General features: G+C 73.5%; 12 protein-coding genes. 10 read left to right on the top strand and 2 right to left on the bottom strand.

The annotated features are described in order from the left end of the window. Positions 1 to 490 precede the first annotated feature (490 nt). Both ACTIDRAF_RS0216255 and ACTIDRAF_RS0216250 read left to right on the top strand, forming a co-directional pair. On the top strand, positions 491 to 1,105 hold the full coding sequence (locus tag ACTIDRAF_RS0216255; protein WP_016699786.1) for a dTDP-4-dehydrorhamnose 3,5-epimerase family protein: 615 nt from the start codon (positions 491 to 493) through the stop codon (positions 1,103 to 1,105). Positions 1,106 to 1,157: 52 nt separating this feature from the next. Beyond that, entirely contained in the window at positions 1,158 to 2,606 is a 1,449-nt protein-coding gene (locus ACTIDRAF_RS0216250; protein WP_016699785.1) for an NDP-hexose 2,3-dehydratase family protein, read from the top strand. Positions 2,607 to 2,622: 16 nt separating this feature from the next. On the opposite strand, the gene ACTIDRAF_RS0216245 is transcribed toward ACTIDRAF_RS0216250, so the two are convergent. Continuing rightward, a complete protein-coding gene (locus tag ACTIDRAF_RS0216245) occupies positions 2,623 to 3,732 on the bottom strand; it encodes a DegT/DnrJ/EryC1/StrS family aminotransferase (RefSeq protein WP_026066171.1) in 1,110 nt (369 codons plus the stop codon). Positions 3,733 to 4,167: 435 nt separating this feature from the next. Here ACTIDRAF_RS0216245 and ACTIDRAF_RS0216240 point away from each other — a divergent pair, with 435 nt between their 5' ends. Both ACTIDRAF_RS0216240 and ACTIDRAF_RS0216235 read left to right on the top strand, forming a co-directional pair. Continuing rightward, a complete protein-coding gene (locus tag ACTIDRAF_RS0216240) occupies positions 4,168 to 5,361 on the top strand; it encodes a macrolide family glycosyltransferase (protein ID WP_016699783.1) in 1,194 nt (397 codons plus the stop codon). Beyond that, a complete protein-coding gene (locus ACTIDRAF_RS0216235) occupies positions 5,361 to 6,962 on the top strand; it encodes an AfsR/SARP family transcriptional regulator (RefSeq protein WP_016699782.1) in 1,602 nt (533 codons plus the stop codon). Before ACTIDRAF_RS0216240 ends, ACTIDRAF_RS0216235 begins: the two co-directional genes overlap by 1 nt. Positions 6,963 to 7,207: 245 nt before the next feature. On the opposite strand, the gene ACTIDRAF_RS0216230 is transcribed toward ACTIDRAF_RS0216235, so the two are convergent. After that, entirely contained in the window at positions 7,208 to 8,839 is a 1,632-nt protein-coding gene (locus tag ACTIDRAF_RS0216230) for an FAD-dependent monooxygenase (protein WP_016699781.1), read from the bottom strand. 324 nt (positions 8,840 to 9,163) lie between these two features. Here ACTIDRAF_RS0216230 and fabG point away from each other — a divergent pair, with 324 nt between their 5' ends. Genes fabG through ACTIDRAF_RS0216200 form a run of 6 tightly spaced genes read left to right on the top strand, consistent with a single transcriptional unit; the run spans position 9,164 to position 14,830 of the window. Beyond that, entirely contained in the window at positions 9,164 to 9,913 is a 750-nt protein-coding gene (gene fabG, locus ACTIDRAF_RS0216225; RefSeq protein WP_039787671.1) for a 3-oxoacyl-ACP reductase FabG, read from the top strand. A gap of 31 nt (positions 9,914 to 9,944) precedes the next feature. Next, complete coding sequence (locus ACTIDRAF_RS0216220; RefSeq protein ID WP_016699779.1) at positions 9,945 to 10,253, top strand: acyl carrier protein; 309 nt, start codon at positions 9,945 to 9,947, stop codon at positions 10,251 to 10,253. Further along, the gene (gene fabZ / locus ACTIDRAF_RS0216215) at positions 10,250 to 10,726 is read left to right on the top strand and encodes a 3-hydroxyacyl-ACP dehydratase FabZ (RefSeq protein WP_016699778.1); all 477 of its coding nucleotides are present in this window, start codon (positions 10,250 to 10,252) and stop codon (positions 10,724 to 10,726) included. The genes ACTIDRAF_RS0216220 and fabZ overlap by 4 nt, the downstream gene beginning before the upstream one ends. A 3-nt stretch (positions 10,727 to 10,729) precedes the next feature. Beyond that, a complete protein-coding gene (locus ACTIDRAF_RS0216210) occupies positions 10,730 to 11,794 on the top strand; it encodes an aminomethyl transferase family protein (protein WP_016699777.1) in 1,065 nt (354 codons plus the stop codon). Positions 11,795 to 11,822: 28 nt separating this feature from the next. Continuing rightward, positions 11,823 to 14,090 (top strand): beta-ketoacyl-[acyl-carrier-protein] synthase family protein, encoded by a 2,268-nt coding sequence (locus ACTIDRAF_RS0216205; RefSeq protein ID WP_016699776.1) that lies wholly within the window; start codon positions 11,823 to 11,825, stop codon positions 14,088 to 14,090. Then, complete coding sequence (locus ACTIDRAF_RS0216200) at positions 14,090 to 14,830, top strand: nitroreductase family protein (RefSeq protein ID WP_016699775.1); 741 nt, start codon at positions 14,090 to 14,092, stop codon at positions 14,828 to 14,830. Before ACTIDRAF_RS0216205 ends, ACTIDRAF_RS0216200 begins: the two co-directional genes overlap by 1 nt. The last annotated feature ends 65 nt before the right edge of the window (positions 14,831 to 14,895 follow it).

Below are 14,895 nucleotides of genomic sequence, written 5' to 3'. Positions count from 1 at the left end.
CGGCTCGCGGTCCGCGCGACCCGGTGACCGGACACCTGGGCCGCGAACAGGTCCCGCCAGGAGGTGCGCCAGCCGAACCCCGGGGGATGTGGTGGACCTCGGGCGGCCGGGACTCCGCCCACTACCCGCCGCCCGGTGCTCTGTCACCCCCTAAATCCCGGGCCTCCCGCCGATCAGGGGGCGCCCTCGCCGCCCCACCCCGAGCCGGGCAGCCCCTAACCTTCCGGCTCCCCCGCCCGAGCCGTTGACCCGGCGTCAACCGGCCCACCATGCTGTGCTCCACACGCCGTCCGAGCACGCGCCACCGGCCACACCGGACGCCGGGCCGCGGTCGACCCCGGTCGCGTGCCCGTCTCCGGGCGCCGGTCGCGACGGCCCCTCGGCATCCCGGGCTGGCGCGTCGCCGGCCGGTGCGGCGGACACGTCCCGGTCCCGTCGCGCCGCCGCCCCGACGGAGTCCGCCGAACCCGACCCCCTGCCGAGGCGCCTGATGAGAACCCGTGAACTCGCCGTCACCGGAGCCTTCGAGTTCGCGCCCCGGTCCTATCCGGACCAGCGGGGCGTGTTCGTCTCCCCGTTCCAGGAGGACGCCTTCGTCGCCGCCACCGGGCACCCGCTGTTCCCCGTCGCCCAGGCCAGCGCCAGCGAGTCCCACCGAGGAGTGCTGCGCGGATTGCACTACACCCCCGCCCCGCCGGGAACCGCCAAGTACGTGCACTGCCCCCGGGGCCGGGCCCTGGACATCGTCGTCGACCTGCGCCTGGGTTCCCCCACCTTCGGGGCCCGCGACACCGTCGAACTCGACCCGGGAAGCTTCCGGGCCGTGTACCTGCCGCCGGGTGTGGGTCACGCCTTCGTCGCACTGGAGGACCACACGGTCGTCGCCTACCTGCTGTCCCAGCGGTACGTGGCCGCCAACGAGCTCGCCCTCGACGCCATGGACCCCGAGCTCGACCTGCCCCTGCCCCCGGACCTCGACTTCACGCGGTCCGCGCGGGACCAGGCCGCGCCGACCGCCGCCGCCGCCCGGGCAGCCGGCCTGCTCCCCACCTACGAGCGGTGCCTGGAGGTCCAACGCGGGTTCCACGTCCCCCGCTCCCGTTGACCGTGGACGACACCCAGGACAGCCCCGCCAGCCCTACCCGGAGGAGTTCCCGTTGGCCAACGTGTCCGATCCCGCCGGTCAGCTGCGCGTCGCCCGGTCCGCCCTGGAACCCGGCCGGCAGTTCCCCCACCTCGCCGAGTTCCACCGGTGGTTCGCCGCCACCGCGACCCGGCGCGCCATGGCGGTCCACCGGGTTCCCCTCAACGACCTCACCGACTGGCACGAGGACCCGGCAACCGGCAACATCGGCCACCACACCGGCGGGTTCTTCACCGTCGAGGCCCTCGACGTCCACCTTCCCGACGGCCCGGTCCCCCGCTGGTCGCAACCCATCATCAACCAACCAGAGGTCGGGATCCTCGGCATCCTGGTGCGGGAGATCGACGGGATCCTGCACTGCCTGATGCAGGCCAAACACGAGCCGGGCAACCACAACGGGCTCCAGCTCTCCCCGACGGTCCAGGCCACCAGGAGCAACTACACCCGGGTGCACCAGGGGCGGCCCGTCCCCTACCTGCGGCACTTCCGCGACACCGACCCGCGCGGCGTGCTGGCCGACACCCGGCAGTCGGAACAGGGCGCCTGGTTCTACCGCAAGCGGAACCGCAACATGATCGTGGAGACGACCGAGGACATCCAGGCTGAGGACGGCTTCTGCTGGCTGACGTTGGGCCAGCTGCACGCACTGCTGTCCGTGCCCGACCTGGTGAACATGGACGCCAGGACGGTGCTGGCCTGCCTGCCGTTCTCCGGGAGCGCGCTGGCCGCCGTGCTCGCCCCCAGGACGGCCGACCCGTTCCGGGCCGCCCTCGTCCGCTCCTACGATCCGGCCCAGCCCTGCCGGCACGGCCTCGACGAGGTGCTCAGCTGGATCACCGAGCTGCGGACCGCGACCGAGCTGCGAGCCGAACGCCGCCCGCTGCGCGCCGTCCGCGACTGGCGTCGCGTCGAGGGCCGGATCAGCCACGACACCGGCCTGTTCTTCGACGTGGTGGGCGTGCGGGTCCACGCGGAGGGCCGCGAGGTGTCCCGGTGGGACCAGCCAATGATCGAACCCGTGGGCACCGGCGTGGTCGCCTTCCTGGCCCGCGTGTTCGACGGTGTCCTCCACGTCCTCGTCCACAACCGCACCGAACCCGGGTACACCGACGTCACCGAACTCGCCCCCACCGTGCAGTGCGTGCCGGACAACTACGAGCACCTGCCCGCCCAGGCGCGCCCACCCCTGCTCGACGAGGTCCTCACCGCCCCGCCGGAGCGGATGCGCTTCGACGCCGTGCTCTCGGAGGAGGGCGGGCGGTTCCACGGCGCGCGCAACCGGTACCTGGTCGTGGAGACCGACATCGAGGTCGACCTCCCCGACTACCGGTGGCTGACCCTGCGCCAGCTCGGGGAGTTGCTGCGGCACAGCTTCTACCTCAACGTGCAGGCCCGCAGCCTGGTGATCTGCCTGCACAGCCTCGCCGCCGGCGCGGGAGGCACCGGCGGCGAGCGCAGCTGAGACGGCCGGGGCGCGGTCAGACCCGGCGCAGCACGTCCCGCAGCACCTCGATCACCCTGTCCTGCACCGCCCTCGGCAGCGACGGGTACATCGGCAGCGAGAAGATCTCCTCGGCGACCCGCTCGGTCACCGGGAGCTGACCGGTCCCGTAGCCCAGGTGCGCGAACCCGGTCATGGTGTGCACCGGCCACGGGTAGCTGATGTTCAGCTGGATGTCGTGTTCGCGCAGCGCGGCCAGGATCTCGTCGCGCGCGGGGTGGCGCACCACGTACACGTAGTAGACGTGGTCGTTGCCCTCGGCCACCCGGGGCAGCACCAGGTCGGTGTCGGCGAGGGCCTCGGCGTAGCGGTCGGCCACCGCCCTCCTACCCGCCACGTAGGAGTCCAGCCGCGTCAGGCGGCGCCGCAGGATCTCGGCCTGCACCTCGTCGAGCCGGCTGTTGTGCCCGGGGGTCTCGACGACGTAGTAGGTCTCCTCCATGCCGTAGTACCGCAGCCGGCGCAGTCGACGCGCCACCTCCTCGCCGGGGGTGATCGTCGCCCCGCCGTCCCCGTAGGCGCCCAGCACCTTCGTCGGGTAGAACGAGAACGCCGCCGCGTCACCCATCGACCCCGCCACCCGGCCGTGGTGGCGGGCGCCGTGCGCCTGCGCGCAGTCCTCCAACACCAGCAGGCCGTGCTCGGCGGCCAGCCGCTCCAGGGGGGCCATGTCGACGCACTGGCCGTACAGGTGCACCGGGAGCAGGCACCGCGTGCGGCCGGTGATCGCGGCAGCGACCTGGTCGGTGTCCATCAGGTAGGTGTCGGGGTCCACGTCCACGAACACGGGGGTCGCGCCGACGGCGTCGATGGCCACGACGGTGGGCGCGGCCGTGTTGGACACGGTGATCACCTCGTCGCCCGGCCCGACCCCCAGCGCCTGGAGCCCCAGCTTCACGGCGTTCGTCCCGTTGTCCAGGCCGACGCAGTGCCCCACACCGTGGTACGCGGCGAACTCCCGTTCGAATCCGAGCACGCTCTTCCCGAGAACGAGCTGCCCGGAACGGAACACGGTCTCGACGGCGTCGAGAATGTCCTCCCTCTCGTTGTCGTATTCCGGTAGGTAATCCCACACGCGAGTGGTCATCGTCGCCCTTTCCCCAACAATTCCGCCCAGGCTAGGCAGCCGTTCGGGAGCCGGGCAACCCCTAGCCCCGGCCCAGCCGGGAGGCACGCCTCGGCCGGTCCCGGCTACCGACGACCGGTGGGAACACCCTGGTGACGCCACCCCGGAACCCGAGGTGCCGACAGCGGCCGCTGGCGGCGTCGGTCCCGGTCGGGGCGGGAACACCCCGCCCCGCAGCCCGGGAGGGAAGAGCACCACCGGCGGACGGACATTAGGGGCGCGGTAGGGGTGGGCAGCGTGATCCACCTCGGGTTAGCGTGCCTGGCACCCGCCCGGAGACACCATGAGGAAATTCGCGATCCAACCGGGAAACGGAAACGCGCACCCCGGCGGTGGAACGCGGAACCGGCCGGACCAGACCTGTTTTCCGCACTCGAGAGGAACGGGGCCGACGTCATGCCGCACCACATTCTCTTCCTGTGCCACCCCGACCACGGTCACGTGATTCCCAATCTGGCGGTGGTGGCGGAACTGGCGGGCAGGGGGCACCGCGTCAGCTACCTCACCGCGGAGAGCATGGCCGAACTCACCAGCAACGCCGGGGCGACGACCATCCGCTACGACTCCCGTTACAAGCAGGCCGACTTCCACTCCGTCGCCCGCGACCCCTGGTACCTGCTGTCGCTGCTGCTCGACGAGAGCGCCAGGATGCTCGACGCGGCCGAGGCCGAGTTGGGCGAGGACCGCCCCGACCTGATCGTCTACGACACCTCCATCCTGCACGCCGGCCGCATCCTCGCCCGCAAGTGGGGAGTGCCCGCAGCCCAGCTCATCCCGATGTTCGCGTCGAACGAGAGCTTCTCCTACCTCAACGCCATGTTCAACCCCGACGGCGCGGAGGGGGCACTGCCCGGATGGGTGCACGACATGCTCGCCAACATCGCCGCGCTCGCCGCCCGGCACGGCGTCGACGCACCGCCGCAGGAACTGTGGTGGGAGATCCCCGACTTCAGCCTCGTGAACATCCCGCGTGAGTTCCAGTACGCGGGCGACAGCTTCGACGAGCGGTTCGCCTTCGTCGGCCCCTGTGTCGGCGACCGGGGGTTCCTCGGCAGTTGGGAACCGCCGGGCAGCGGCCTGCCCGTCGCCCTGGTGTCCTTCGGGGCGGTGTTCAACGAACACCCCGACTTCTTCCGCACCTGCGTGCGGGCCTTCACCGGCGCCCCGTTCCACGCCGTGATGACCGTGGCCGACGGCCTCGACCCGGCCGAGCTGGGTGAACTGCCATCCAACGTCGAGGTCCACCGGTGGGTGCCGCACGTGGCCGTGCTGGCCCACGCCTCGGCCGCAGTCACCCACGGCGGGATGGGCACGGTGATGGAGTCCCTGCACGCCGGTCGGCCCATGGTCGTCATCCCCACCTCCGCGATCGACGCCGTCACCGCCCGCCGGATCGCCGAACTCGGACTGGGCGTGACGATGGACCCCGCCGAGGTCACGGCGGAACGGCTGGTGGCGGCGGTGCGCACCGTCATCGAGGACGACGCGGTGCGGGCCGCCGCCGAGCGGATGCGCGGCCACGTCCACGCGGCCGGCGGCACCGCCCGCGCCGCCGGCGAACTCGAGAAGTACCTGACCCGGAGCCGGTGATGGACACACCCGAGTTCCGGATCATGGGGCCGCTGCGGGTGCTCCGTGGCGGTCGTCCCGTCCGCGTGCCCGGGGCCCGGGACCGCGTCGTGCTGTCCATGCTCGCCCTGGACGCCAACCGCGTCGTCAGCGTCGACCGGCTGATCGACGCCGTCTGGGCGGGGGCACCGCCGCGCAGCGCCCGCGGCCAGATCGCGATCTGCGTCTCCCGGCTGCGCCGTGCCCTCGACGACCGCGCCGGCGACGAGGAGAACCGGCTCATCGTCACCGCCAGCCCTGGGTACCAGCTGCGCGTGGACCGGTCGTCGGTGGACTGGCTGCGGTTCACCGACCTCGTCGCCACCGCCCGGCGGCTGTCCGGAGTAGACAAGGGCGGGGCCCTGCAACGGCTGCGGGACGCCCTCGCCCTGTTCCGGGGCACCCCGTTCGACGGCACACCCGGCATGCGGTGCGAGGCCGACCGGCTGGCCGCGGCCTGGCTGGAGACCACCGAGGCACGGGTCGACCTGGAACTCGACCTGGGCAACCACCACGAGGTGATCGGGGACCTCACCGCCATCGCCGCCGAACACCCCCTGCGGGAGCGCACCACCGGCCAGCTGATGACGGCCCTGTACCGGGCGGGGCGTCGTGCGGAGGCGCTGCGGGTCTACCAGGACACCCGCCGCCAGCTGGTGGAGCAGCTGGGACTGGAACCGGGGCCGGAGCTGCGCCGGCTGCACGAGCGGATGCTGCGCGACGCCCCCGGACTGCTGACCCCCGCCGACCCGTCTCCACCCCGCCAGCCCGGGGTGGAGGTGCCCTCCCAGCTACCGCCGCAGCCGCTGCCCTTCGCCGGCCGCACCGAACAGGTCCTGGCGCTGGACCTGATGGTGCGCCCCCCCACCTCGGCGGAACCTCCACCGGAGCAGGCCGGGGCCACCACCTCCGTGTTGACCGGTCGAGGTGGGGTCGGGAAGACCGCGCTGGCCCTGCGGTGGGCGCACCAGCGCATCGGGTCCTTCCCCGACGGGCAGCTGTTCGCCGACCTCCGCGGCTCGGCGCCCGGCGAGCCGGTGGACCCCTCCACCGTCCTGGACCGGTTCCTGCGGGGACTCGGGGTCCCGACGCGCGCGGTACCCGCCGACCCCACCGAGAAGGTCGCGCTCTTCCGCAGCGCCACCGCCCGCCGCCGGCTGCTCGTCGTCCTCGACGACGCCGGCGACGCCAGCCAGGTGCTGCCGTTGCTCCCCGGCGGCGCCGCCTGCCGGGTACTGGTCACCAGCCGTGACCCGCTCGACGAGCTGGTGGCGTTGCAGGGCGCCCACCGGCAGTTCGTCCGGCCGTTGGCCGACGACGAGCTCCGCGAGCTGCTCGTCGCCCTGGTGGGTAGCGCCCCGGTGGCCGCCGAACCGCAGGCCGTCGCGCGGATCGCGGTGATTTCCAACGGGCTGCCGCTCCCCCTGCGGATGGCCGCGGCCCGCCTGTCCTCCCAGCCCTACCGCACCCTCGGGGACCTGGCGGCGACGCTGTCGGCGTCGAGGATGACCGCCCGTCCCCCGGACGTGCGCGGGTTCCGCCTCGACCGGGAGGAGCGGGAGACGGCTCCCACCTGCGCCTGAGGGGGACGTGGCCGCCGGCACGCGGCACCACCCGACACCGGGCGGGGACGGCGCGGGGGAGGGGGAGCCGCACGCGCCCCCGGGATCCGGAAAGCCGGTGCCGCTGGCGGTTCGGGACATCGCGGAGGACGTCGTCCCCGTCCCCGGTCCCGGTCCCGGTCCCGGGCGGCTCGCGGGGACGGCCCACGCCCCGCCCGCCGCCGGACTCCGAGAGGTGGGACCGGGACCAGGCCGGCCGACCGGGGTCACCCCGTGGCCAGCACCGAAGCCACCACCTCGACCAGCAGGTCGTGGTCAGGGCCCCCCGCCGCCCGGCGCCAGGCGACGTGCCCGTCGGGCCGGACCAGCACCGCCCCGGCCGGGCCCACCCCGTACGCCTCGGCCCACCCGGGGCTGGAGAACACCGCCGCGCCGTCGACGCCCACCTCCACCACGGTGAGCGGTACCCCGGTCGTCGTCACCGCCGCCCTGGCCACATCGGCCCACCCGCTGCCCTCGGGCGTCAACAGGGTGAACCCCCGTCCCAGCACGTCCAGGGTGGACACCCGACCGTCCGGGCCGTCCAACCACACGTGCGGGGCCCGATGACCGGGTCGGGCCGTCGGTAGGTAGGTGCGGTACGGGTCCTCCGGCTCCACCAGCGGGCTGCCGTCGGGCACCACGGCCGCCGACTCGTACCGGTAGCCCAGGACCAGCCCCTCCGACCGGCGACGGTCGGCCTGCTGGTCACCGGCCTCCCGCATCGACAGCTCGCCCTCCATCATCCGCGCGGTGATCAACGCGTTGGCCAGGCTCTCGCCGACCGTCCACTCCGCCACCGGCCGCCGCTCCACCTCGTAGGTGTCCAACAGGCCAGGGCCCGCCTGGCCCCGCAGCACCGCCGCGAGCTTCCAGCACAGGTTCCCCACGTCCTGCAGGCCGCAGTTCATCCCGAACCCGCCCTGCGGGGTCGCCACGTGCGCCGCGTCCCCCACCAGGAACACCCGGCCCCGGCGGAACTCGCGGGCTACCACGGCCTGCTGCGTCCAGGGCATGATCCCCACGAGCTCCACGGGCAGGTCCGGGACCCCCACCGCCGCCCGCACCACCGCCAGCGACACCTCCTCGGTGAAGTCCTCGGCGCTGGTGAAGTCGTCGGCGTCCTCCGGCAGGCTCGGGTCGTAACCCGCCTGGATCATCCACCGCCGCTGGTTGTCGACGGCCTCCACCGCACAGGCCACCTCCCCCCGCACGAAGAACAGCCCGCTGATCCGGTCCCCGAGGACGTCCCCGAGGTCGGCGTCGAACATGATGCTGACCATGTGCGACAACGGGGGAGGGCCGTCCACCCCGATGCCCAGCGACTCGCGGACGCCACTGCGGGCCCCGTCGGCGGCGACGAGGTAGCGGGCGGTGACCCGCCGCCGCCCCTCCTCGGACTCGATCACCGCCGTGATCCCGGAGCCGGTGTCCTCGAACCCGGTCATCGTCGTGGCGAAGCGCACCGCACCACCCGGCTGGGACTCGGCCAGCCGCCGCAGCACCACCTCGAACCGGTCCTGCGCGCACAGGTAGGTGTAGGTCGGGCTCTGCGGGACGTCCTCGCCCAGCGGCACCGCCTCCCGCCGGAAGTCCGGCGCCGTCAGCGAACTCCCGATCCCGAGCGCGAGGCTGTCCGCCCGGGGCAGGCCCACCCGCTCCACCTCGTCCTCGACACCCCAGGCGCGCACCAGCTCCATCGTCCTGGTGGACAGCAGCCGGGCCTTCGGGAAGATCGAGGTCCCCTCGTGCCGTTCGACCAGCAGCGACCGCACGCCGTGCCGCGACAGCTCCACCGACGCGGCCAGCCCCACGGGCCCTCCGCCGACGATCAGCACCTCGACCTCGATGTCCTGCATGCCGGCCACACTCGCCCATCGGTCCGGCCCGGTCAACGCGGGGAAATCGCCGTGATACGGCGCTGATAACGCCGCGCCGTAGCTTGTGGACCGAACGAGGACGACGGGTGGGCGTGAGCGGTCGGGACCGGCCGCACCACGGCGGCGCGGCGGACCCGCCGGCACGGCGGGGACGTCGTCCTGACGCCGTCCCCGCGGCCCACCGCGGCGACGGCCCGCCGACCACCCACCACGACGGCGGCTCCCGGTCACCACCGGACCCGGGCGGTGGCGCGTCCACCGCCGTTCCCGTCGTCCGTCCGTCCGAGATCGTTGGAGACGAGGATGCTCTTCCCCGAAGGCACAGTGGCGCTGGTGACCGGTGGCTCGCGCGGCATCGGTCGCGCGGTGTCCGTCGACCTCGCCAGGGAGGGCGCCCACGTCCTGGTCAACTACGCCCGCTCGCAGCAGGACGCGGAGGCCGTCGTCGCCGAGATCGAGGAGGGCGGCGGCAGCGCCACCGCCGTCCAGGCCGACGTCACCGACGAGGCGTCGGTCCGTGCGCTGTTCGCCCGGGTCCGCTCCGACCACCAACGGCTCGACGTGCTCGTCACCAACGCCGGCGTCACCCGGGACCGGCACCTGGTCGCGATGAGCCTGGACCAGTTCCAGGAGCCGATGGGCGTCAACATGACCGGCACCTTCCTGGCCTGCCGGGAGGCGATGCGCATCATGCAGCACCGCAGGGCCGGGGCGATCGTGGCCGTCTCCTCCTCCAGCGGACTCGACGGCGGCTTCCCCGGCCAGACCAACTACGTGGCCTCCAAGGGCGCCATCATCGCCTTCACCAAGGCCCTGGCCTACGAGGCCGCCCCGCACAACATCCGTGCCAACTGCGTCGCCCCCGGCTTCGTCGCCACCGACATGACCAAGGTGCTGCCCCCGCCGACCCGCAAGAAGTACGAGGACAGGATCCGGCTCGGCCGGATGGGGCGACCGGAGGAGATCGCCCGCCTGGTCACCTTCCTGGCCTCGGAGAACGCGTCCTACGTCACCGGCGCCGTGCTCGTCGCCGACGGCGGCGGCCTCGGCTGACCGCTGACCAGAACCGCCGCGAGGAGAACACATGACCACCATCGAGGAGCTGCGGGCCACCGCCGCCGAACGCCAGCGCACCTGCGAGGCCATCAAGAAGATGATCGTGTCGCGGCTCGACCTGCCGATCGAACCGGCCTGGATCACCGACGACCAGCCGCTGTTCGGCCGGGGCCTCGAACTGGACAGCCTCGACGTGCTGGAGCTGTACGTGGCCATCGAGGCCGAGTTCGGCGTCGCCCTCTACGACAGCGACATGGCCGTGTTCGGGTCGGTCTCCCGACTGGCGAACTCGGTGCGCCCCGAACTGGCCGGGGCCGACCCCACGAGCAACGCGTGACCACCGTCGACCGGCCGGCGGTCACCGCGCCGCTGAGCAACGACCAGATCCGCGACCTCATCCCGCACCGGTGGCCGATGCTGATGCTCGACCGGGTCGACTCCGTCGAACCCGGCGTGCGGGGCACGGCGGTGAAGAACGTCACCGCCACCGAGCTCTGGTTCCAGGGGCACTTCCCGACCGAGGCGGTCCTGCCGGGCGTCGTGGTCATCGAGGCGCTGGCGCAGCTGTCCGGGGTGGTGTTCGCCCTGGCCGGCGCCAGCGAGATCAGCTACCTGACCGGTGTCCGGTCGATGCGCTTCCGCCGGCGGATCGTCCCGGGCGACCGGCTCGTGCTCACCGCGGAACGCACCGCCGGCGCCAGGGGCATCGGCGAGTACCGCGTGACCGCACGCGTCGACGACCAGATCGCCGCCGAGGGCGTGATCACCATCACCGACCCGGCGGCGGGCAACCCGTTGAGAAAGGCCTGAGAAATGGAATCCGCGCTCACCACCGCGCATCCCGAGGGGACCGTTCACGGCGTCGTCGGCGAGGCCACCGTGCCGCTGCGGTTCTCCACCCCCGAGACCGAGTACGAGGCCCTGCGCGAACGCGCCGCCCTGCTCGACCTCGGCGGGTCCCGGCTCATCGAGGTCACCGGCGCCGCCGCCACCGACTTCCTCCAGCGGGTGCTGGCCCGCGACGTCGAGTACCTGACAGCGGAACGCTGCATGACCAGCCTCGTCCTCGACGAGGCCGGCCACGTCGTCGACCAGGTCGTGGTGTGGGGCCGGGAGAACGGGGTGCTGCTGGAGAGCTCCACCGGCGGCGGGGCGACCCTGCTGGCCCACCTGACCGAGCAGAACACCGAGGGCGTCGTGCTCACCGACCGCAGTGCCGAGCTGACCCTCCTCGGGCTGGAGGGCCCCTACTCGTGGGGCGTCGTGGGCCGCCTCATCGACGGCGAGCTCGCCGCGCTCCCCCTGGAGTCCGTGGTGGACACCCAGTGGGACGGGGTCGACGTCATCTTCGGCCGCACCGGCGTCACCGGCGAGTACGGCTACAAGGTCATCGTGCCCCGCGAGGCGGCCGAGCGGCTGTGGAAGCAGGCCGCCGAACAGGCCGTGCCGGCCGGCCAGGAGGTGCTGGAACAGGCCATGTTGGAGGTCCGGCAGCCGGTGTTCCGCCTGGAGGCGGCCGAGGACGCCACCGTCGTCGAACTCGGCGCGAACTGGCTGGTCGACATCACCAAGGACGCGTTCGTCGGCCGCGACGCCGTGCTCGCCGCGTTCGCCCGGGACAACCCGGTGCGCACCGTCGGGTTCCGGGGCGGTGACGCCGTCCCGGAACCCGGCACCCGCGTGTTGGCCGCCGGAGAGGACATCGGGGTCGTCGTCCACGCCGTCCGCAGCGTCGGTCTGGGGGCCACGCTCGGCCTGGCCAGGGTCGAGGGGGAGTTCGCCGCCGCCGGGCTGCGCCTGACCGTCGGCGACGAGGAGGTCACCACGTTGACCAGCCCCTACGTCACCCCCAAGAGCTGGAGCATCCCGATCGTCTGATCGCGGGTTCGCCCGAGGAGGAACATTCATGGCGCTGCGACCGGTCGTCATCACCGGCCTGGGAGTCATCTGCGCGATCGGCCGCGACCCGGACGAGTTCTGGCTGCGGCTGACGACCGGGCAGGGTGGCCTCACCCCGGTCGAGGACGAGGCGTACGGGGCGTTCGACGCCCGGCACGCCGGGCAGGTCCCCGACCAGTGGATCAGCGGCCAGCTGCCCGCCGAGGACGCCGGCCTGGACCGCACCGCCCAGCTCGCCCTGGTCGCGGCCCGCCAAGCCCTCCGCCAGGGCGGGCTCGCGGCCGGCGGTGTCCCCGCCGACCGCTTCGGCCTCGTCCTCGGCAAGTGCCAGGCCACCCCGGACGCCGGCGGCCGATACCAGCCCATGCACCACACCGGCGACGTCGTCGCCCAGCGGTTGGGCGCCCACGGCCCCCGCATCCTGGTCTCCACGGCCTGCGCCGCTGGCGGCAACGCGGTGGGACTGGCCAAGGACAAGATCCTCACCGGTGAGGCCGACCTCGTCCTCGCCGGCGGCGCCGACCCCCTGCTGTTCGGCACCTACGCCGGATTCGCCGGCCTCCAGGCGCTCAGCGTCGGACCCTGCCGCCCCTACAGCCGCTCCCTCGGGCTGAACCTGGGGGAGGGCGCGGCGTTCCTGCTGGTCGAACCCCTCGACCTCGCCCTGGCCCGTGGCGCCACCCCCTTGGCCGAGGTCGCCGGCTACGGCCTGTCCGCCGACGCCTACCACGCCACCGCACCCGACCCCACCGGCCGGGGCGGGGTCAGCGCCGTGCGGCGAGCCCTCGCCGACGCCGGTCTCACCGCCGAGCGGGTCGACTACGTCAGCGGCCACGGCACCGGCACCCCGGCCAACGACGCGATGGAGATCAAGGTCATGCGCACCGTGTTCGGCGACCGAGCCGGACAGGTGCCCACCAGCAGCATCAAGTCCTTCCTCGGCCACACCCTCGGCGCCGCCGGCGCCGTCGAGGCGGTGGCCAGCGTCCTGGCGCTGCGGCACGACACCGCGCCCCCCACCATCGGCTTCGCCGGGGACGAGGACACCGCCCCCACCGACCTGGACTTCGTCCCCAACGAGGCCAGGACACTGCCCATCAACACGGTGGTGTCCAACAACTACGCCTTCGGCGGGAACAACGTCTCGCTGGTCCTCACCAGCCCAGGGCAGCCCCGCGACCACGAACCCCTCGCCCCGGTCGACGTGGTCGTCACCGGCCTCGGCCCGGTCACCGGCCTGGCCACCGGCGTCTCCGACCTGACCGAGGCCCTCGCCGCCGGCCGGCGCGGCGTCGGCACCGCCCCCGACCTCACCAGCCGCACCTACGCGCCCCGCACCCTGTGGCGGCACATGAACCGCCTGTCCAGGATGGCCATCGCCGCCTCCCGCCTGGCCTGGGAGGACGCCGGACTGAAACTGGGCAGGGCCGCGCTGGAGAACGTGGGCGTCATGTTCGCCACCGCGGCCGGCTCGGTGGAGAGCACCGACGGGTTCGACGAGAGCGTCGCCGCCAACCCGACCAAACCCGCCGTCCTCAGCTTCTCCAACGTCGTGCTCAACGCCACCGGCGGCGCCGTCTGCCAAACCCTGGGCCTGCGTGGCCCCACCACCACCCTCTGCACCGGCGGCGCCTCGGCGTCCCTCGCCCTGGACTGCGCCGTGGAGACCATCCGCACCGGCAAGGCCGAGGTCGTGGTGGTCGTCGCCGCCGACGAGTCCACGGGGGGCGACACCACCACCGCCCGCCCCTACGACCGGGCCCGCCCCGCCACCGCGTCCGGATCGGCCGCCGTCGCCCTGATCGTCGAGTCCGCCGCGCACTGCGCCGCCCGGGGCGGACGCCCCTACGCCCGGGTGCTGGGCGGCGGCCACGCCAGCTCCACCGGCACCGACGAGGCCGACCTGGTCCGCCGCAGCCTCGCCACCCTCGACCCCGCCGACGTCGGCCTCGTCGTCGGCGCCGGCACCGGCGGCCCCCACGACACCGCCGAGGCCGAAGCCGTGCTCGCCGCACTGCCCGGCGGACCGCTCACCAGCGGCGCCGCCCTCACCGGTGACTGCCAGGCCGCGTCGGGGGCGCTGGCCATCGCCCTGGCCGCCCTCGCCCTGCGGGAAGGCGTGGCCCCGGCGCTGACCGACCTGACGGATCCGGTCGCCGGTGGCACCGGCTCCTACCTGTCCACCCCGAAGCTCGCCGAACCGCTGACCAGGGCGCTCGCCCTGACCGCCGCCCCCGGCTCGGTCCGGGGCTCGGTCCTGCTGGGCGCGCCGTGATGTCGGCCGACCCGCCGCCGTTCGACGTCGCCGAAACCGACCGGCTGCTCACCACGACGCGGTCGGTGCGCCGCCGGCTCGACCTCGACCGGCCGGTGCCCCCGGAAGTCGTCGAGGAGGCGCTCCAGGTCGCGGTGCAGGCGCCGACGGCGAACAACCACCAGAACTGGCGGTGGCTCGTCCTCACCGACCCGTCGGTCAAACAGCGGCTGGCCACCCTCATCGAACCGGCGTGGGAGTTCCAGCGCGACGAGGCATGGACCAAGGCCGGCCGCCGCCGCAACGACCCGCAGGCCCGGCGCAACAACGCCTCGGCCCGCACCCTGGCCACCACCCTGGCGCGGATACCGGTCCTGGTGCTGCCCTGCGTGCTCGGGCCGCCCCCCGACATCGCCGCCGTCGACGCCGAGTGGGCCAGGCGCATCGCCCACAAACCCGCGGACGACCCCGGCCACTCCGTGCGGCTCGGGCCCCTGCGGGCCAGCACCTACTACGGCTCCATCTTCCCGGCGATCTGGTCCTTCCAGCTCGCCCTGCGCAGCAGGGGACTGGGCAGCACGATCACCTGCACCCACCTGCCCTACGAACGCCAGGTGGCGGAGCTGCTCGGCATCCCCGCCGGCGTGAGCCAGATCTGCCTGATCCCCGTCGCCTACACCCGGGGAACCGACTTCCGGCCGGCCGACCGGTACCCGGCCAGGAAACGCACCTTCTGGGAGGGGTGGGGACATGAACGCTGACCACACCGACGTGGTGGTCGTCGGGGGCGGTATCGCCGGGGCCGCCTCCGCCTGCCGGCTGGCCG

The sequence above is a fragment of the Actinoalloteichus spitiensis RMV-1378 genome, from assembly GCF_000239155.1.
In the GTDB taxonomy this organism is placed as follows: Bacteria; Actinomycetota; Actinomycetes; order Mycobacteriales; family Pseudonocardiaceae; genus Actinoalloteichus_B; species Actinoalloteichus_B spitiensis.
Note: the sequence above shows the minus strand (reverse complement) of the source record. Positions and strands in the feature narration are given on the sequence as shown.